The organism is Methylophaga sp. UBA3192, assembly GCA_002363955.1.
In the GTDB taxonomy this organism is placed as follows: Bacteria; Pseudomonadota; Gammaproteobacteria; order Nitrosococcales; family Methylophagaceae; genus Methylophaga.
The window spans coordinates 129,544-148,266 of sequence record DEXE01000006.1; the positions used below are offsets into that span (position 1 = coordinate 129,544).

Genomic DNA, 18,723 nt, shown 5'->3' on the forward strand with positions numbered 1-18,723 from the left:
ATTTTTTAAGTAAGTTGTTAATTCCTTTGCAAAATAAGGAAAATCTCCTATAGGGAATAAATTCCCGTTTCACTACTATCCACTCACCGAAACAAATCAGAGCCGTGAGATATGACAAGTACAACTGACACCACCGTCAAACCACTTAAGTACAAATTGATGGAGCTGGTCGATGATGTATTGGCGCATGACGGTTTTGGTGATATTCGGATTGAGGTGAAAATCCTCAAACGCCGTCAGAAAGAGGTGATTTTGCATTGTGGTAAGCAGTACCGTTTTGTGGTCGACATGCCCGATTTAGCGGAGGTACATACCTCCAAACATCGTGCAGTATCAAATTAAACGTCGTTCTTATGAATCTCCCAGTTCTGAACAAAATGCGTAAAAAGCCTGCTCATGACAAAGCGAAAAGACTCAATCTTTCGGTGAATGTTGAATGTGTGTGGGGCACATCACGTACAAAAAAATTAAATCCAGATGACCAACAGGCTGTATGGGGCAGCTGCGGCATTCAACAGAGAGATATAAAAAATGAACATTAAACAAATGAAAGCTATGGTCAGCCGTTTCCGTCACGCTGATTTCTCAGGTGTACAAGACCCGGCAATGCGTGCAAAAGCCCAAAAACTGCAAGCAAAACAAAAAGGTTTTACGCTGCTGGAATTATTGGTTGTTATCACCCTGTTGGCTATTCTGGCGACGGGTGCTTTGGTTGCCTATGACGGTGTAGGTGAAAACGCTCAGGCCGCTCGTGCTGCTTCAACTGCTGCCACACTTGATCAGGGCGTCCGTGCCTTTCGTGCAGTAACTTACGCATATCCGGACCAATGGGATAACTTGGCTGATCCCGATGATGCAAATACACCCGCAGGTGGTACAGATGCAGAATTCCTTCCTGAACCTCTCCAAGAAGTTCTAACCAGTATTGATTTGGCTACAGCCTTTCAAACTGCATTTTCTGTAGCCGCTTCTGATGTTCCAGACTTTCTTGAAGATTATTTCGATGACAACTTTGGCATGGAAGAAATTCAGCATATCCAGGCTGGAACAACTGGTAATGGAATAAGAGTTGGATTAGCACCAAACCGTAATCACAACGAGGGGGCTAATCCATTTGATGCAACTGACGGTGGTGCTGTTGAAACTGAATATAGTGATTTCGGTGCCGACGTAACTTACATTTCAATTCTGGCTTCTGAAGCATTCGATGATAATGCTGGTACACCACTGCTTTGTAAAGTGGGCGGTGAACTTATGAACGGGACTTTTGCAGGTGGTGCTGCTTCAGCAGATCCATTAGTGATTAACTCAATTAATGATGCGTTAAGTACTGAGCGTTGCAATCTGGTATTGGCACTTGGTTTTGGTGGTGATGCGGCACATAGCACTGTTAACTCTTCTGCTGGTGTAATTCAGTCACCTGCCTATAGCAGTGCAAACGTCAACCCTGCCGATAGTTATGCACGGTTTGTTGGGTTATTCCATTTAGCCAGAGGTAACAAAGGTTCAATCGGTGACCCTGGTGTTGATGATTTGACTCAAGCGGAGTTTTTACAACGTCCACGTCTGCTTGGCTTTATCGATACTGAAGGTAAACCAATTGACCAAAACGTTGCTGAAGCAACAGTGAACTAATTCTTTAAATGAAAAAGTTCAGATAAACCTTGGGGCAGGCGCTGCCTGCCCCTTGTTTATTTAAACCGGAAAAACAGTTCATTGCGTTAAAGCCAACCATCTTTAACAGAATGATCTAGGTAGGTTGGGCTGAGGCACGAAGCCCAACAAACAAAAAGTTTGTGCATAAAACGTCGTAGGTTGGTTTAAGGCAAAATCCAACAAAACCCTGATACAGGAGTATCAGCCATAACAACCACAGGTTTTTGATAAACAGGAAATCAAAAATCCAATTTGAATTGATGGTCTGCCATACATCGGGAACAAGTAAATGAGGTGTTTATTGTTTTACCGACAACTGAAACCGAGCAAACAAGTGCGTCTGCCCGGCCATACTGCACATAATCGGCAGCATTCAATCTGTTTCTCGCAGCCAAAATCCAAAATGGCGGGTTTTACACTGCTTGAGTTACTGGCTGTCATTGTTTTGCTAGCAATTTTGGCTACAGGTGCAATGGTTGCCTACGATGGTATCGATGAGCAAGGTCGAATTGACGTCACCAAAATGGAAATGTCCGAACTTCGTACTGCTTTATTGCAATTCCGGCGTGACACGGGGGCATTACCCTGCGGTGTTTATCACGAACCAAATCTTGATGGTGATGTTCGTGCTTATACTCTGGACGTAAACAATATGAATTTTTCGGATATGCCTGACCCAACGGCAGAAGCCGACGAAAAATCCGAGTGGTGTGAACAAAATGGTTTGAGTATGTTGACGGAGTATCCGTTTGAACTTGAAGAGCCTATTCAACATCAGCTATGGAATTCTGATACAAAACGCGGCTGGAATGGGGCCTATATTTCACGTGAAGGTTTAACAGATGCATGGGGAAATCGCTATCTGCTGATTAATCCCGAACTGGATTTTGCCCGGCCACCATCTATGTGTATTCCACCAGAACCCTCAGCCCAGTTTTATGAATGCCGTTCAATCAATGATCAGGAATATACAGCCAGTCCTGCCTCCTATTCAGAATTTGGTGATATTGCCCGAATAATAAGTATGGGTCCTAATAACGAGAATGATAGTCAAGCTGCATCAGATCCTTGCGTAGCTGAAGGTGATGATATCGTTCTCTGTTTGTTGCGTTAACAAAGGCTGATTAATGCAACTGCCCAATAAAAATTTCCTGTCTGCAAAATTACAGAATTTGACTAACAGTCATTTTCAATCCGGTTTCACTCTACTGGAAATGGTGCTTGTACTGTTCCTGATTGGCTTACTGGCCTCAGCCGGATTGCTATTCACTGAAGGTGTCGAGGATCAGGCCAAATACGATGAAACCAAACGGCGGATGGAGTTGATTCGTAAGGCAATAGTAGGCGATACCACACGCACAATTAATGGTGCGCCGGAAGTTAGCGGGTTTGCTGCTGATATGGGCCGTCTACCTCAATGTATCAAAGAGTTATTGGTAAATGAGACCTGTGAGGGGGTAACTATAGAGCCGTGGTCAGTAGTTACAGATACCGGAATAGGGTTTGGTTGGAGAGGCCCTTATATTCAAGTAATTGCTGATCGTGATGGCAAACCACGCTTTCGCGATGGTTATGGGAATGTTGATGCGGATACTCTTCAGGATAATAAAGATTTTGGATGGATCTTTAATATTTCAGCTGCAACATCAAGTGTTCAACTTCAGAGTCTTGGGTTTGATCCCGTTTCATCTTTAGATGACTTTCCTCAACCTATCAGTGCGGTAGTTCCAAGTCTCATTGTTAATGATGATTGGAAAATAAAAGATATTAAGGTCAGATTCAACAATATCAGTGAGCAAAATCTTCCAGATGATGATAGTGAACTCTTACTGAGAGTTTTTAACTCTGAACTTTCAGATTATGTTGATGGCGGATTTTCTAATAGTGAAGTCCCAATAACTTTAGCAGCTAGTGATGTTTTTGCTGAGGATACATTAACTAAAACATTTGTTTTTGATGAGTCGAGCGCCATTGTGCAGGGTATTCGGACCTATGCAATAGTTTGTTATGAGGTTCCATCTGGCGATCCAGATGAATATGTCATCTTTGATGGTGACTGTGTGCCACCGCCGGGCAACTCAAAACCAGACTCATCGACTATAAGAACTTTCACTGTTGTTCCCAGAAACAGCCTGAACCTGCAACTTGACTGGATAATCCCAACGCCATGAATCTGAATACGCTTTCTGCATTGAAAAATATTTCATTTGGTAAACCCAGCCAGATTCTGGTGTGCGAGAGTGATGGCCTGAGCCTGAGAGCAGCGGTCATCAGTCGCGAAGGGAGTCGATTGGTCACACATCAGCATGCGTTATCCAACCTGCTGGATCCGGGACTTGCACTAACCGAAGTAATAAATACCATCCGTGCCAATGGTTGGTCGGGAAATCAGGCCGTATTATTAACACCCGCGGCTATGTCGAGCCTGATTGAATTACCGATTAACCCCAAAAAACCGAAACCGCTGGCACAGATGCAGGCGCTGATTCGTTGGGAGGCCGAGCCTTTGCTGATGCAACAGCAAAACCAGTGGAGCATCGGTTATCTGATGATCAAGCAGGGTTTGATGACAGCGGAACAGGTCAATCATATCCGCGGCATTCAACAGGCGAATAAACCGGCGGGGATGGGGATTGGTACTCAGCAGCGTTCTAATTTTCAGCGATTTGGTGAGCTTGCTCTGGAACATGGCTATGTAGATAAGGAACGTTTGAATGGCTTTGTTCAATGCCAGAGCTGGTTGCGTTCCGATGAAGAAGAGATTGAATGTGGCTGGCAACCACAGGGCGCGGTGAAAGATGCGCCAGGTATTTATAACTGGCTAATCAGCTGTGTTTATAAATCAGTGATAAACCGTTGGGTGGATGCGTTTAAAACACATGGAATAAACCTGTTGCAAGTATTCCCGTTGACCGGGGCGTCTAATAGCTTATTGAAAGCAACCAATAATGAGCAATTATTAATCGAATCAGGCCCGGGAATTGTCACCACAACGGGTTTATCCAAAGGCCTGGTTAATCAGTTTCAGGTGCACCATTCCGCTTCTCTGGAGGCTTATGACGGGTGCCTTGAGGCCTACCATGCCGCCAATACCGATTCGATAGAAGAAGCCTGGCTGAGTTGTCATAGTGAAACCGATAATCAGCTTTATCAAAATTTGGGCGAAGTATTAACCAAACCGATCCATTTTCTGAGTGGGCTTGATGCTTCGACTGGGGTTACGCCCGGCATACTCGGTGCTGCATCTCATGTTACAGGGATTTATACCGGTACGGCCTGTGTTCCTGTCCGGGTGGGTGGGGAAAAACCACCTCTTATTCAGCGTCAGGAAATACAGTTTGCCGGCGTAGCAGCAATACTTTTGTTAGTTATTATGGCATCAGAAGTGACCATGCATGTTCAGCAAACGCGATTGGTTGAACAAAAAACGGTGCTGGATGAACGTGCCAGAACACTGGATGAAGCGGTCAGACGCATAACCGCCATCAATGAACAAATTGAAGCGCGCAAGAACCTGCTTAAACAACAGCAGACCAGCCAGCAGCGAATGGAAGCCCGGATGGCTTTTTTCGGTGAAGAGCTGCCCGAACGTAACATGCTGCTGCAGGCGGTATTAGGCACTCTGCAAAATGCACTTAATGACCATATCGTTATCAATAGTATTGATGAAATGGGCAAGCGTCTGCCAATGATGGCAGCAAACCAGCCCGTTCAAAGTGATTTTATTGAACTGGATAATTTCAATATTGATGCCTGGTCACTCACAGAGAGCGCTGCACAGGAATTTATTCAGGCCCTTAAAGATTCAGCATCCACCTGGAACCTGATCGTCAGAGATGTGCAGATTCTTGAGCGTTCCGGCCCGCTGAATCTGGATGGCTATGCGGTGGCATTGAGCTTGGTCAAGGTGAAACCCAGACCGTTACAAATCTCTCAATCGGAGCAGAACCAATGACATTGAGAGAGCTGAACAAACGTGAGCGAATCCTGGCAATTGCTATTGCAGTGGTGATATTGCTGGTTAGCTATGGATTGATACGATATCAGCCAGCAAAAGCCAATATTGAATCACTTCAGAAGCAAGTCCTGGCAACACAGGTCCGTATCGGTAAGCTGGAAATCCCGGAAGAATCCGATGAGGTGATTGAAGATATTCTCGATCAACTTGATGAACAGGAAGCCGATGTTGCTGCATTGCAGGAAAGTGCCGCCGTGATTGAAAATCGTCTGGCCAGCCGCGACTCGCAACAATTACGCGTGATGATTTCATCACTGGCAATGGAATCCGGTATCCGTATTCGCACCAATGAATCCTTCCAGGCGTCACCTGTGACGCAGGTTGCTCAGGCCAGTCGCAACAGTAATCGAAAAACAGCCGAACAACCCGCTCAGGATGTTATTTTGCCTGCAACAGCTGGTTGGATTGCCCGAATGTCGCCGGGGTCAATGTATGCAAGACCTTTGCAAAAACTTCAGCTGGAAGGCAGTTATGAATCTCTGAGACGTTTTTTACATGGTCTTGACGGTCTGCCATGGCAAGTCTCGGTACTGCGGATGAATATTACCAAGCTTCCTGTTTCGCCTTTACGCGGTATGCCTCAACCCTTATCTGTAGAAGTGATTCTGTCGTTATGAGTTGTAAACATCCAGGTTCGGTCAGCGATGCACCAGGACGTTTGCCATTGGTGAATGAGGCGGTATGGCGTTAACTGACGAACTGTTATTGCAGGCAGGCGTGGCCACTGAGTTACTTGATGGGGAGACTGTCGAGCGATTAAAAGTGGAAGCCAGACGTCAGCGGGTGCCGGTGTTAAGCAAGGTGTTGGCACATTACCGTATACCTGTTTCAGCACTGCACCGTGCGGTGGCTGAATCAAGGAATATTCCGTTTATTGATCTGACGAAAGCTTCCATTGAACGGAAATTACTGAAAAAACTGCCCGGCAGTCTGATCAAACGTAAGTATTTTGTACCGGTACAGATGGATGGAAATCTGCTATTGATTACTGCGGATCCGGATGATATGGCCGGGATTACCTCGGCAACACGTTTAATGGGCGCTGAGTTACCCATCGTGATGGCGGAACCGAAACGGTTACAACTGCTTGTCGACAATTATCTGGCGACCAGTGTCATGGCAGCCGTTGAAGAAAATGCAACAGCGTCTCAGGAAACGGATCTGGTGGGGTTGCTGGACACCATTCTGACAGAAGCCTATCTGACCAGAGCATCAGATGTTCATTTACTGACGGAAGAGGAAGGTCTGCGAATTCGCTTACGGATAGATGGCAGCCTGTCTGATTACCCTCTGGCTGCGGATCAAAGTGTGGCATCCGGTCTGGTGTCACGAATAAAGGTACTCGCTGGTCTGGACATCGCTGAACAGCGGCAACCTCAGGACGGCGGCTTTACCTACCACCTCGCGGCACCATTTGATCTGGATTTCAATATCCGGGTGGCAACTGCACCCACCCGTCTGGGTGAACGGATTACCATGCGTCTGCTTGGTCAGGAGTCCGGCGGTCTGACACTGACGGATTTAGGCATGCTGGAACAGGATCTGGCCCGCTTTAACGAAGCCATTCGTAATCCCTACGGTATGATTCTGCTGACCGGTCCGACAGGAAGTGGCAAGTCCACCACGCTGTTTGCCGCGCTGCAGGAAATCAATCAACCTGACATCAATATCATGACAGTAGAAAACCCGATTGAATACGTGATGGAAGGGGTGTCGCAGATACAGACCGGCCCCAAAATCAGCTTCGCTGATGCACTGCGTTCCTTATTACGCCATGACCCGGATGTATTAATGGTCGGGGAAATCCGTGATGCCGAAACGGCTGATGTCGCGGTGAAAGCGGCGATGACCGGGCATCTGGTTTTTTCTACCTTGCATACCAACAATGCCGTCAGCGCGGTTACCCGTCTTATCGATATTGGCTGTGAACCGTTTTTGATAGGTTCCACCATGACTGCTGTGATTGCACAGCGACTGGTGCGGCGTTTGTGCAGGCATTGTGCTCGTAAGCGGTTTGCGACTGAATCTGAAAGCAAAGCATTGGGCTATGAGGATAAATCAATAGAGATATTTGACCCGGTTGGCTGTGCAGTCTGTCAGGGAACTGGTTTTCGCGGACGTTTGGGCCTATTTGAAACCCTCTGGTTTGATGAACAGCTTGCCAGAATGGTGGCAAAAGGGGCAGATGAAGAAACGCTGGAGCAGGCAGCGGGCGACAAACTTCGTTTCATGTGGCAGGACGGTTGTGAAAAAGTACTGCGCGGTATGACCACGCTGGATGAAATACAGAAAGTAGCCGTGGTGAAACATGTTGCCGGGGATGAGGTGATCTACGATGCCGCTGTATAGCTATAACGCCCTGAGCAGTGCTGGTAATGAACAGAAAGGGTCATTACAGGCAGCCAATGAAAGCATGGCAGCACAGGAGTTACGGGCACAGGGTTTACGCGTACTGGATATTCGTGAACGTCAAGGACAGGGTGGTTTCCTGGGGCAGGCGAATTTTGCTGACTGGCTGGCCACCCAGCGTTCTGTCGGAACGGATTCGTTGATTTTCTATTTCCGGCAGATGGCATTCATGCTCAGAGCCGGTTTACCTGTGGCTCAGGCGCTTGAATTGTCAGCCGGACAAATTTCCAGCAGTCGTCTTAATCTGGCGATAAGAGTCATGCTGAAAGATATCGAAGGAGGGCAATCACTCTCTGCCGCAATGAAAAAACATCGCGATGTGTTCAGCCACATGGTCATCAATCTGATCGTGGCCGGTGAAAACACCGGTGAGCTTGATGTGATCATGGAACGGCTGGCCAGCCATCTGGAGAAACGTTCAGCACTGAAAAAACAAATGATTACGGCATTGATTTATCCGGTCATCGTTGTGCTGGTGGCGATTGGTGTCGCGATATTCATGGTGGTCAGCATTATTCCCAAATTCGCGACGTTTTTGCAGGGACAAGGCAAGGCGTTACCGGCATCAACTCAAGCGCTTATCGATATCTCCGCAGGTATTCGTGAAAACGGCATACAACTTGTCATTACTGCTATCGCCATACTGATCGCGATCTGGCTGTTTTATCGGACGCCGCAGGGGCGTTTATGGATGGATCAGCTTTTATTACGCATTCCGGTGATGGGTAAATTGATGATTAACGGTTCAATGGCCCAGTTGAACTGGGCCATGTCAATTTTGCTGAGCAGTGGTGTCAATATTTTCGATGGACTGAAAATTACAGCAGACTTGATGCCTAATCGTGTCTATGCCGACAAGCTCAAACAAGCTGCAGAGAGGGTTTTTGCTGGTCACGATTTGTCATCCAGTATTCGTCATCCAATGTTACCGGCTCTGGTCACACAAATGATTGCGGTCGGTGAACGCACCGGTACGCTGGACCATATTCTGCAGGAACTTGGCACCTATTATGAAAAGGTGCTGGAAACCGGAATCAAACGACTCACAGCTTTAATTGAACCCGCGATGATACTGGTGATCGGCGGCATGGTGGGATTTGTCTATTACGCCTTTTTCCAGGCGTTGTTTGCGTTGGCTGGTGGGAGGTAAACACGTGCTGCGAAGAACAGGTTATTACAACGTCATGATGGTTTTTGCTGTCTGGACAAATGTCGTTACTGCCGTTGAAAACGGTGATGCTGACACGGACAACATCGCTTTGATGCGTGATCCGTTTACCCCCAGTCAGTTGATGTATCAGATTCGTGGAACAGAGTTAAGCAGTTATTCCAGGGCAGGAACATTTAATCCTAATGATGTGGTTGCTACGGATATTCCCGATATGCGTCTGCGTGGTTTTGTTTCTGATGACAGCGAGAAAATGCTGGCGTTGCTGGAAGTCGTCGGCCGCGGGGTTTATATGGTCAGGGAAGGCGATGAGATCAATATCAATCCAAGACGCCCTTCAGAGGCGATTCGGATTACCAGTATTACGCGTTTAGGGGTGACGGTGGAAACCGGCACGATTGGCAAAATCCGGGTGTTGAAATAAATGACTATGAAGCAATTTTTCTTTTTTATTCAATTGTTCTGCCTGGTTTTATTACCGCTTAATGCGGTTCAGGCTGCAGACTATATTGATGAGGTTGAATTCAATGATACGCAGCTTGCTGATGTGGTGCGGACATTGTCTGAATTAACCGATACCAACATCATCGCCACACCGGATGCCACTAATCGTCGGCTCACCATCCATCTGAAAAATGTCAGTGTGCTTGATGCTGTTAAATCCATCAGCCGCATCAGCAATTTATGGTATCGCTATGACGAGGATACCAATACCTATCGGATTATGACGCGCGAGGAATACAGTCAGGATCTGGTGGTGCGGGAGAGTGAACATATTGAAGTGTTTACCTTATTAAATGCGAATGTACAGATTATTGCTCAGGCCATTGAAGATTTGTATGGACAGCGCGTCGTTCTGTCACTGGGTCAGGCGCCCGGTGAAGATGTATTTGGCAGTGGTGGACGGAGCGGTAGTAGTCGAGGCAACAACACGGTTCGCAATGTACGTTCATCAAACCTGGGTGGAGTAGGACGTTCAACCAATCGTTTTTCATCAGGTGGCAGAGGAAGTGCTGGCAATACCCTGACAAACGCCGGTTCCCAATTGGATGGAAGCATTTTGACGGTGGATCAGATTTCTCAACTGGCTGCTTCCGTGGAAGCTTCCGGGTCGACCAATATCAGTCAGGAAACCCTCAAACAGGTGACCATCCAGTCACAACCGATTTATGTCACCGTTAACAATGAACACAATATGATTATTGTGCGTACGGATGATCGGGCTGTGCTATCAGCAATCGAAAAACTGATAAAACAAATGGATATTCCGGTGCCACAGGTCATGCTGGAAATGCAGATCCTCAGTGTCATTCTGGGCGAGGATTTTAATTCCATTTTTAATTTCGAGTTACAACCAAGCGGTAGCAATCAATCCTCACAACCCATTTTGCTGGGTAATAATGCCCTGTTGAACTCTGGTACATTTATCTACGAGTTTCTCAACAACCGGCTGCGTGCCAATCTTGAGTTTCTAGAAGAAAACCGACGGGTTCGGGTGTTATCCAACCCGATGGTTGTGGCATCAAATCATCGTGAGGCTGAATTATTTATCGGTGAAGAAACACTGGTCACCGAAGGCTTTCAGTTTTTTGCCTCCGTCATTGATAACGGGGTAGTGATACAGCCAGCTTATGTGCAGGCGTTGGTCAATCGTGAAGATATTGGTATTACGCTGCGGATTACGCCAAGGATAAACTCTGACAGCACGGTCAGCCTGCAACTCGAACAGGAAAGCTCAACGGTTAATCGTGGTGGCGGTACGATTCCGGTGACCGACGGTGAGGGCGGTGTAACCAATTTATCAGTAGACACTATTAATACAGCAAGGTTAACCGGAACCGTTATGGCCAAAGATGGCCTGACAGTTGCGGTAGGCGGCCTGATTCGAACCAGTGTCAATAAAAATGAACGTAAAGTACCGCTTCTCGGAGAAATTCCGGTGATTGGCCGGGTATTTCGTTCCACGATTGAATCGGAAGAGGATACTGAAACGGTATTGCTGATCACGCCCAGAATCATGAATGCGCCGGGCGAAAGTGAAAAAATTCGCCAGGCAGACAACGCCTATTATCGTTCACATAATGCAGGCTATCCACCACCAGCTCCTGCACCCAACAGATTTATTGAACGCGATAACGATAACGAACAGACAGGTTCCCAAACTTCTTCAGCTAATACCAATACAGCACCTGTCGTCAGTGAACGTCATCAGGTGTATATGGAAATGAGTCAGTATGCGGCTGAAATGGTGCGTATCCCTGAGGTTGAGCGTATACGTGATAAAAATTACAGTCCGGTTCGGGTCAACACACAAAACAGTCTGCCATTGTTTGCAGATAACCGTATCAGTGCCACACCAGTGGGCAGCTGGAATCGTGGTGGTATGCATGTCACTGCGCTTTCTGTTGTGAATCGGGCCTCTCAGAGTTTGCCGGTCGATTATCAGAATATTAAAGGCCGCTGGCTGGCTTCATCTGTTGAAAGCAGTCAATTATCACCAGTGGGCCAGACAGAGAGTTCAACTTATATGTATGTGATTTCGGCTCTGCCATTTGATGAGGTTGTGGCTAATGCGCGTTAAGTCGGTTGTCCTGCTATCAGGTGTGGGCTTATTTGCTTTACCGGTATCCACCATATTGGCGGTACCGGCCCTGCAGATGCACGTTTACGAAGAAGTGCCTGCTCAGTTGCCGCCGGCCAATCAGGTTGTCGGCCAGGCCGTGGAACCGCAACGGTTGAGGGTACATATCTATGAGAGCCCCCAGAAAATAGCTGAAAAAAAGACGCCCTGGTTGCAATACGATAAAGCGGATATTTATTTCAAAACCGGTTATCGGCGTGATGAATTTCGTTGGAATAAAGCAGGATTGGGTGGGCAACCAAACATCCTGTCGGAACTGACCTGGGAAGATCTTGATATTGCCACTGTTAATTTGGGGGCAACGTTATTTACCAAAGAAAACTGGTTGCTGAATCTGGATTTCCTGTATGGCGAAATTTATGACGGTAAAAATCAGGATTCGGATTATTTTGGAAACAATCGGACTCAGGAATTTTCAAGATCCAATAACGGGGCCGATGAAGGCAGTGTAATGGATCTGTCTATCGGTATCGGCAAACGATATGAATGGTTGGTAAACGAATCAACACGGACTCGCTTTGAATGGCGACCTATGGGGGGTCTTTATTACTATTCACAGGATTTAAAAATAGTTGATGGATATCAGACACTTTCAGCAGATCCTCGCATACCACCAGTAGGGCCATTTTCCGGACTGGATTCCAGTTATGATGCGACCTGGTATGGACCATGGATTGGCATGGAAAACCTGTTTATCAAACAGGATGCCTTTGAGCTGGGGTTAAATTTTAAATATCACTATGCTTTTTATGATGCTACTGCGCAGTGGAATTTGCGTAGTGATTTTGCTCAACCGGAAAGTTTTACCCATGAAGCTGAGGGGGGCGGATTTGTCACCGAACTGACGGGGGCGTGGCACTTATCGCCTCGGTTAGCCCTTACCTTGGATGTGCATTACCAAAAGTGGATTGCAGACAGAAATGGCAAAGATAAAATCAATTTTGCAAATGGTTCTACCGTGAAACTGAAGTTTAATGAGGCAAAATGGGAAAGTTATGGCATCAGTCTTGGTTTGAACTATGATTTTTAAAATTCAGTTATGCTGTTTCGTCTGAAACGACAAATTTAAAATTTTACATTTCAGGGGCTGTTGATTGATGCATACCCCTGCATATATGTATTTATAAGTCTGTTACTATCTTGGAATATTGCTGTTTCAAAGGTTGATGACTTATGGAAGAAACTAACTATAAAAATATTGTCATGGGAAATACATGAGTTTAAGAGGTCTGATTAATAGCCGGATTTTGTTTTCGGTAATCATTATTAGCATGTTCGGTAGCGTATTAACGATTTGGCAGGCCCGACAATCTGTCGAACGGGAAGTGAATTCTTCTTTCAATCTCGCCTTGCAGATGATGGACCTGGGTTTTAGTCACTTATCCCGTACGTCGATGACAGAGTATGAATGGTTACAGCAGATCAGCGCGATTCAGCATACCCGGCATTTGCATATCAGTATTTTCAATGAAGAAGGAGAAGAGGTGGAATGGTTTGTTCCGGACAGCATTGAGGACGAACGGCCACCCGAATGGTTTGTGAGGGCTGTCAAAACGACTTATCCCTCTGCAAATTATGACATCAGACTTGCTGATGGCCGGTTGAAGCAGATTATTGTTCGTGCTGATCCATTGGATGAGATTGTTGAAACATGGGAAGAGTCAGTCGCTTATTTCTGGTCGGTGATGACAATGATCGGGGTGATTTTTCTGGCCATTAATATTGTGTTTAACTCGATGTTGCAGGCGGTTCGAAGTATTGTTGTGGGGCTACGCAGAGTTGAGTCCGGTCAATATGGACGTAAATTACCGCCTTTTAAAATCAGTGAGTTTGATGCAATTGCGACTGAGATCAATCACTTGTCAGATGCGTTGAAACTGGCCAAAGATAATAATCAGGCATTGGCACGGCATACCATGCAGATCCAGGAGTCCGAAAGACGCAATTTATCCCGGGAATTGCATGATGAGATGGGGCAATCACTGACAGCAGTAAAAGCCATGTCTACAGCTATTCGTCAGCCAGGTGCTGATGTCGCTAAAATTTCCGAATCCATTGCTGATATATGCAATCATCTGGCGGGAGTCGTGCGATCAATGATGCGTACCCTGCATCCACTGAGTCTGGCGGATTTAGGACTCGGGGCAACCTTGTCCGATTTAATAAATGAATGGCGACGTCGCTATCCTGATTTGGTAATTAAACTGGATTATGACGAACGGCTGGATCAGGTGGCTCATGAACTGGCGATTCATGTTTACCGAATTGCACAGGAATGTCTGACAAATGTCGTGCGCCATGCCAATGCAACTGAGGTAACATTAGTCATCCGACAGGAGGGAGAACACACTTCCCCTCGAGTGGTCATGCGAATTCGTGATAATGGTCAGGGAGGTGAATCATCAGGGCATGGGTTTGGCGTGTTGGCTATGCGAGAACGGGTTGAAAATATGGGAGGCCGCTTTAGATTTGAATCTGAAGCGGGTAAAGGCGTTTGTGTAAGCGCATGGATGCCAATTATTGAGAAATCAGATAATGAATGAAAAAAAGATTAGTGTTTTGCTGGTGGATGATCATCAGGTAGTACGTGCAGGATTCAGAATGTTATTGGATTCACAACCCTTTATCGGCAGCATTGTTGATGTCGATCGGGGTGAGTTAGCCTGTCATGAATACGAACGTCAGCGCCCTGATGTCGTGGTGATGGATTTATCAATGCCGGGGATAGGCGGTTTGGAAACCATACGTCGTCTTAAAAAACAGGATTCTCAGGCGACAGTGCTGGTTTACAGTATTCATGATGAATCTATCTATGTAGAACGTGCCATTCAGGCCGGCGCTAAAGGCTATGTCACTAAAAACAGTGCGGCGGAAGTGCTGGCGGAAGCCGTTTTAGCCGTCTCACAAGGTAAACGCTATATCGAACAGGATATCCTGCCGAATATTGATGATTTCAGACATCCTTCCGACACCTTGCATTACGGTCAGGTTGTCGAGCTGTTATCACCGCGCGAGTTTGATGTATTTTGCCTGACCGCTAAAGGCATGACGGCACATGAAGTCGCTGCAGAATTACACTTAGGCTACAAAACCGTGGCTAACTACAATACACAGATTAAAAACAAGTTGAATGTAAACACTACTGCGGATTTGGCAAATATTGCGGTTGTTTTGGGTATTATCAAACATTAATCAGTGCGGTGCTTTGATGCCGTGAGCCATTATTTTTAATGAGCTTATCTGACAATATCAATTGTCCCAAAAAAAACACAGTTGAGTAATAGCCTTTGTGGCAAGTTATTGATAGTTATATTTTTATTTTAAAATATTCAAGCCTCTTGAATTCTTTTAAAGACATCCCATCTTCTTTATCAGAAGACAATATTCGTCTTCATGATGAACTGAATTATGGAGGTGTTTTATGGCTATTCAACGTTACAGACCTTACAGTCTGTTTGATAATCTACAACGCGAAATGTCGTCTTTATTGCAATCGTCTGCAACAGAAGCCAATTTTAATGAAGAAGATTGGACCCCTGCAGTGGATATTCAGGAAACTGCCAGCAGTTATATTATTCACGCTGATTTACCGGGCGTTAAAGCCGCAGATATTGAAGTGACTGCCGAAAATGGTTTGCTGACAATTAAAGGTGTTCGCGACAGTAACAAAGTGGAAGAGAAAGAAAATTACAAGCGCATTGAGCGATTCAGTGGCACTTTTATGCGTCGATTTACCTTACCTGAAACCGCTGATGTCGATAATATCAACGCCTCTTCGCGGGATGGCGTATTGGAGCTGACTATTCCTAAAGTGGCGCAACTTCAACCCAAACGCATTGAGGTGAATGTTCAGCAGTAAGTTAAATAAAAAAGGCTCCCAAAATTATTTGTGGAGCCTTTTTTGTGTATGGGAAAAATTCCTAATATAATGGCTCTTGGAAATACCTGAACGACAAGAAAGATTAAGTAACATTGCTCTTGCGGGTAGAGAATGGAACATCCGGATTTTTTAACTAAGGAGCAATCATGAAAAATACAGCCAAATTTTTAACTGCTGCAATCACCATGTCATTATCTTCAATGGCACTGGCTGATAACGACAACTATGATCTTGATGACATCCGTGGCTGGAAACTCGTCAAAATGGAAACGTGTATGGATGCTGCCCTGGATACCATTCCGGGTAACGTGCGTAAGCTGGAAATGAAAATGGAAGGTGATGATCCTGTATACGAGTTTGATATTGAGGCAACTGCAGATGGCAACACATACAATGTTGAATGTAATGCCGAAGAAGGTTTTGTCACCGAAATTGAACGTGAAGTAGAAGCCAACGATCCTACGTTCCAGAAATATGCCAAAATCACCGAAGCTGAAGCCCGTGAAATTGCTTTAGATTTTATTCCAGGTGAAGTGGTGGCCAATGAATATGAACTAGGGTTCGATGGTTCAGTCACTTATGAGTTTGATATTGTGAATGTTCACGGTCGTGAGTACAAAGTCGATGTTAATGCCATCACGGGTGAGATCGAAGAAGCCAATTTAGAGTTATACGAAATTGGTATGGAAAAAGAACTGAAACAGTAAGATCAGTTCAGGTAACATTAAAAAGCCGGCTATCAAGCCGGCTTTTTTATGCGCGTTACATCAGTGGTAGAGCAATAGCCCCTAGTTTATTTAACACGCATTCCAGGTTTTGCTCCATCATCAGGATTGAGAATAAATAAATCCTTACCACCGGGGCCGGCGGCCAGCACCATACCTTCCGATAAACCAAAGCGCATTTTACGTGGTGCCAGGTTGGCGACCATCACGGTTAATTTACCGACCAGTTCTTCAGGGGCGTAAGCCGATTTAATACCGGCAAATACCTGTTTTTCAGCCAAGCCGATATCCAGAGTCAGTTTCAGCAGCTTTTCAGCACCTTCGACATGCTCGGCAGTGACGATTTTGGCTATACGTAAATCAATTTTGGCAAAGTCATCAAACTGAATTTCATCGGCAATCGGATCTACATTTTCAACTGGCTTTCCTGGTGTAGCAGTTGCGGTCATATTTTCTTTGGATTCCTCGATGATGGCATCAATCTTATCCTGCTCAACGCGAGTCATTAGCGGTTTGAAAGGCTCAATAGTGTGGCCCGATAATGGTTGAGCTATATCCGCCCAGCTTAGCGAGTCAATATTCAGGAAGGCTTCGGCCTGTTCTGCTGTGCGGGGTAATACCGGCTTCAGATAGGCAATCAGCACTCTGAACAGATTGATGCCCATGCTGCAAACGGCCTGAACTTCAGCATCCTTGCCTTCTTCTTTCGCCAGCACCCAGGGTTTTTGTTCATCAATATACTGATTGGCTTTATCAGCCAGCGCCATGATTTCACGCATTGCCTGAGCGAACTCGCGATTGTCATAACGTCTGGCAATCGACTCGGATTGATCGGTAAAAGTCTTAAATAAGGCTTCATCAGTCAGTGCATCACTTAATTTTCCATCAAAGCGTTTATTGATAAAGCCGGCACAGCGACTGGCAATATTCACGACCTTACCGACTAAATCCGAATTAATCCGGCTCTGGAAATCTTCCAGACTCAGATCGATGTCTTCAATGGTGTTATTGAGCTTGGCAGCAAAGTAATAACGCAGATATTCCGGGTTCAGATGATTCAGATAGGTGCGGGCTTTGATAAAGGTGCCACGTGACTTGGACATCTTTTTGCCGTCAACCGTCAGAAAACCATGGGCATACACACGATTCGGTAATCTGAAACCGGCACCTTTCAGCATGGCTGGCCAGAACAAGGCATGGAAATAAATAATATCCTTACCGATAAAGTGCACCATTTCAGTCGGACTGTCGGCACGCATAAATTCATTAAAATCCACACCGCTACGGTCGCAGTAATTTTTGAAGCTGGCTAAATAGCCAATCGGTGCATCCATCCACACATAGAAAAACTTGTTTGGCGCATCGGGTATTTCAAAACCGAAGTAGGGTGCATCACGTGAGATATCCCAGTCCTGCAAACCACTGTCAAACCATTCACCAAGTTTGCGGCCAACTTCGGCCTGCAGATGATCGCCTTGAGTCCATTCACGTAATAATGGTTCGAAATTACCCAGTTTGAAAAAATAATGTTCAGACTCTTTGGTGATCGGGGTGGCACCGGAAACGGCAGAAACCGGATTTTTTAATTCAGTCGGGTCATAGGTCGCGCCACAGACTTCACAGTTATCACCATACTGATCGGCGGCACCACATTTTGGGCATTCACCACGAATAAACCGATCCGGCAGGAACATTTCTTTTTCCGGATCATAAGCCTGACTGATGGTACGGCTTTCAATATGTCCGGCATCACGATTCGCCAGATAAATCTGGCTGGCCAGTTGGCGATTCTCTTCGCTGTGGGTACTGTGATAGTTATCAAAACCAATCGCAAAATCGGCAAAATCGGCCTGATGTTCTTTACTGACGTCAGCAATTAACTGTTCCGGGGTGATGCCCTCATTTTGTGCGCGCAACATGATGGGGGTGCCATGCGCATCATCGGCGCAAACATAATGACATTCGTGGCCTTGCATCTTTTGAAACCGCACCCAGATATCTGTCTGAATATATTCAACAAGATGTCCCAGATGGACAGAACCATTGGCATAGGGAAGTGCGCTGGTGACCAGAATCTTTCGTTGCATAAATAAACCGGAATTAAGCCGTTAGAAAACCGTCAAAGATAACAGATTAACCAGGGACTGTTAATCTTTCATGGGCACCATGAACGGTTAACAGACCCTCTCAGACTCTATTTTCAGTTATGTGGCACGGTTGCGTTGA

At 45.9% G+C, this 18,723-nt stretch carries 16 protein-coding genes; 15 read left to right on the forward strand and 1 reads right to left on the reverse strand.

Features of this window, described 5'->3' with window-relative positions:
- Positions 1-111: 111 nt before the first annotated feature.
- The 15 genes from B2337_RS07715 to B2337_RS07785 all read left to right on the forward strand — a co-directional run bounded on the left by B2337_RS07715 (position 112) and on the right by B2337_RS07785 (position 16,479).
- A complete protein-coding gene (locus tag B2337_RS07715) occupies positions 112-342 on the forward strand; it encodes a hypothetical protein (protein WP_292359980.1) in 231 nt (76 codons plus the stop codon).
- A gap of 189 nt (positions 343-531) precedes the next feature.
- On the forward strand, positions 532-1,635 hold the full coding sequence (locus B2337_RS07720) for a type II secretion system protein (RefSeq protein ID WP_292413122.1): 1,104 nt from the start codon (positions 532-534) through the stop codon (positions 1,633-1,635).
- A 310-nt stretch (positions 1,636-1,945) separates the two neighbouring features.
- Positions 1,946-2,770 (forward strand): prepilin-type N-terminal cleavage/methylation domain-containing protein, encoded by an 825-nt coding sequence (locus B2337_RS07725; protein WP_292413124.1) that lies wholly within the window; start codon positions 1,946-1,948, stop codon positions 2,768-2,770.
- 13 nt (positions 2,771-2,783) lie between these two features.
- Positions 2,784-3,827, forward strand: coding sequence for a type II secretion system protein (locus B2337_RS07730; protein ID WP_292413125.1), 1,044 nt, complete (start codon positions 2,784-2,786; stop codon positions 3,825-3,827).
- Entirely contained in the window at positions 3,824-5,611 is a 1,788-nt protein-coding gene (locus B2337_RS07735; protein ID WP_292413126.1) for a hypothetical protein, read from the forward strand. The genes B2337_RS07730 and B2337_RS07735 overlap by 4 nt, the downstream gene beginning before the upstream one ends.
- On the forward strand, positions 5,608-6,291 hold the full coding sequence (locus tag B2337_RS07740; protein ID WP_292413128.1) for a hypothetical protein: 684 nt from the start codon (positions 5,608-5,610) through the stop codon (positions 6,289-6,291). The genes B2337_RS07735 and B2337_RS07740 overlap by 4 nt, the downstream gene beginning before the upstream one ends.
- A 64-nt stretch (positions 6,292-6,355) precedes the next feature.
- Entirely contained in the window at positions 6,356-8,023 is a 1,668-nt protein-coding gene (locus tag B2337_RS07745) for a GspE/PulE family protein (RefSeq protein WP_292413130.1), read from the forward strand.
- The gene (locus B2337_RS07750; RefSeq protein ID WP_292413131.1) at positions 8,010-9,233 is read left to right on the forward strand and encodes a type II secretion system F family protein; all 1,224 of its coding nucleotides are present in this window, start codon (positions 8,010-8,012) and stop codon (positions 9,231-9,233) included. The genes B2337_RS07745 and B2337_RS07750 overlap by 14 nt, the downstream gene beginning before the upstream one ends.
- Before the next feature lie 4 nt (positions 9,234-9,237).
- Positions 9,238-9,675 (forward strand): hypothetical protein, encoded by a 438-nt coding sequence (locus B2337_RS07755; RefSeq protein WP_292413132.1) that lies wholly within the window; start codon positions 9,238-9,240, stop codon positions 9,673-9,675.
- Complete coding sequence (locus B2337_RS07760) at positions 9,676-11,832, forward strand: DUF3438 family protein (RefSeq protein ID WP_292413133.1); 2,157 nt, start codon at positions 9,676-9,678, stop codon at positions 11,830-11,832.
- Positions 11,822-12,922 carry a TonB-dependent receptor gene (locus B2337_RS07765; RefSeq protein ID WP_292413135.1) on the forward strand — a complete coding sequence of 367 codons (1,101 nt, stop codon included), beginning with the start codon at positions 11,822-11,824 and terminating at the stop codon, positions 12,920-12,922. Before B2337_RS07760 ends, B2337_RS07765 begins: the two co-directional genes overlap by 11 nt.
- Positions 12,923-13,106: 184 nt before the next feature.
- A complete protein-coding gene (locus tag B2337_RS07770; RefSeq protein ID WP_292359963.1) occupies positions 13,107-14,435 on the forward strand; it encodes an ATP-binding protein in 1,329 nt (442 codons plus the stop codon).
- Positions 14,428-15,084, forward strand: a complete 657-nt coding sequence (locus B2337_RS07775) for a response regulator (protein WP_292359962.1) — start codon at positions 14,428-14,430, stop codon at positions 15,082-15,084. The genes B2337_RS07770 and B2337_RS07775 overlap by 8 nt, the downstream gene beginning before the upstream one ends.
- 229 nt (positions 15,085-15,313) lie before the next feature.
- On the forward strand, positions 15,314-15,751 hold the full coding sequence (locus B2337_RS07780) for an Hsp20/alpha crystallin family protein (protein WP_292413137.1): 438 nt from the start codon (positions 15,314-15,316) through the stop codon (positions 15,749-15,751).
- A gap of 167 nt (positions 15,752-15,918) precedes the next feature.
- The gene (locus B2337_RS07785) at positions 15,919-16,479 is read left to right on the forward strand and encodes a PepSY domain-containing protein (RefSeq protein WP_292359958.1); all 561 of its coding nucleotides are present in this window, start codon (positions 15,919-15,921) and stop codon (positions 16,477-16,479) included.
- Between the two features lie 86 nt (positions 16,480-16,565).
- Here B2337_RS07785 and metG read toward each other — a convergent pair whose 3' ends face one another.
- A complete protein-coding gene (gene metG / locus B2337_RS07790; RefSeq protein ID WP_292359957.1) occupies positions 16,566-18,584 on the reverse strand; it encodes a methionine--tRNA ligase in 2,019 nt (672 codons plus the stop codon).
- Positions 18,585-18,723: the final 139 nt, after the last annotated feature.

What these genes read in the sequence shown, in the direction of transcription:
- B2337_RS07740 (WP_292413128.1), top strand. Translation starts at nt 5,608, where the DNA reads ATGACATTGAGAGAGCTGAACAAACGTGAGCGAATCCTGGCAATTGCT.
- B2337_RS07765 (WP_292413135.1), top strand. Translation starts at nt 11,822, where the DNA reads ATGCGCGTTAAGTCGGTTGTCCTGCTATCAGGTGTGGGCTTATTTGCT.
- B2337_RS07745 (WP_292413130.1), top strand. Translation starts at nt 6,356, where the DNA reads ATGGCGTTAACTGACGAACTGTTATTGCAGGCAGGCGTGGCCACTGAG.
- B2337_RS07780 (WP_292413137.1), top strand. Translation starts at nt 15,314, where the DNA reads ATGGCTATTCAACGTTACAGACCTTACAGTCTGTTTGATAATCTACAA.
- B2337_RS07735 (WP_292413126.1), top strand. Translation starts at nt 3,824, where the DNA reads ATGAATCTGAATACGCTTTCTGCATTGAAAAATATTTCATTTGGTAAA.
- metG (WP_292359957.1), bottom strand. Translation starts at nt 18,584, where the DNA reads ATGCAACGAAAGATTCTGGTCACCAGCGCACTTCCCTATGCCAATGGT.
- B2337_RS07775 (WP_292359962.1), top strand. Translation starts at nt 14,428, where the DNA reads ATGAATGAAAAAAAGATTAGTGTTTTGCTGGTGGATGATCATCAGGTA.
- B2337_RS07760 (WP_292413133.1), top strand. Translation starts at nt 9,676, where the DNA reads ATGACTATGAAGCAATTTTTCTTTTTTATTCAATTGTTCTGCCTGGTT.
- B2337_RS07725 (WP_292413124.1), top strand. Translation starts at nt 1,946, where the DNA reads ATGAGGTGTTTATTGTTTTACCGACAACTGAAACCGAGCAAACAAGTG.
- B2337_RS07715 (WP_292359980.1), top strand. Translation starts at nt 112, where the DNA reads ATGACAAGTACAACTGACACCACCGTCAAACCACTTAAGTACAAATTG.
- B2337_RS07720 (WP_292413122.1), top strand. Translation starts at nt 532, where the DNA reads ATGAACATTAAACAAATGAAAGCTATGGTCAGCCGTTTCCGTCACGCT.
- B2337_RS07730 (WP_292413125.1), top strand. Translation starts at nt 2,784, where the DNA reads ATGCAACTGCCCAATAAAAATTTCCTGTCTGCAAAATTACAGAATTTG.
- B2337_RS07785 (WP_292359958.1), top strand. Translation starts at nt 15,919, where the DNA reads ATGAAAAATACAGCCAAATTTTTAACTGCTGCAATCACCATGTCATTA.
- B2337_RS07770 (WP_292359963.1), top strand. Translation starts at nt 13,107, where the DNA reads ATGAGTTTAAGAGGTCTGATTAATAGCCGGATTTTGTTTTCGGTAATC.
- B2337_RS07750 (WP_292413131.1), top strand. Translation starts at nt 8,010, where the DNA reads ATGCCGCTGTATAGCTATAACGCCCTGAGCAGTGCTGGTAATGAACAG.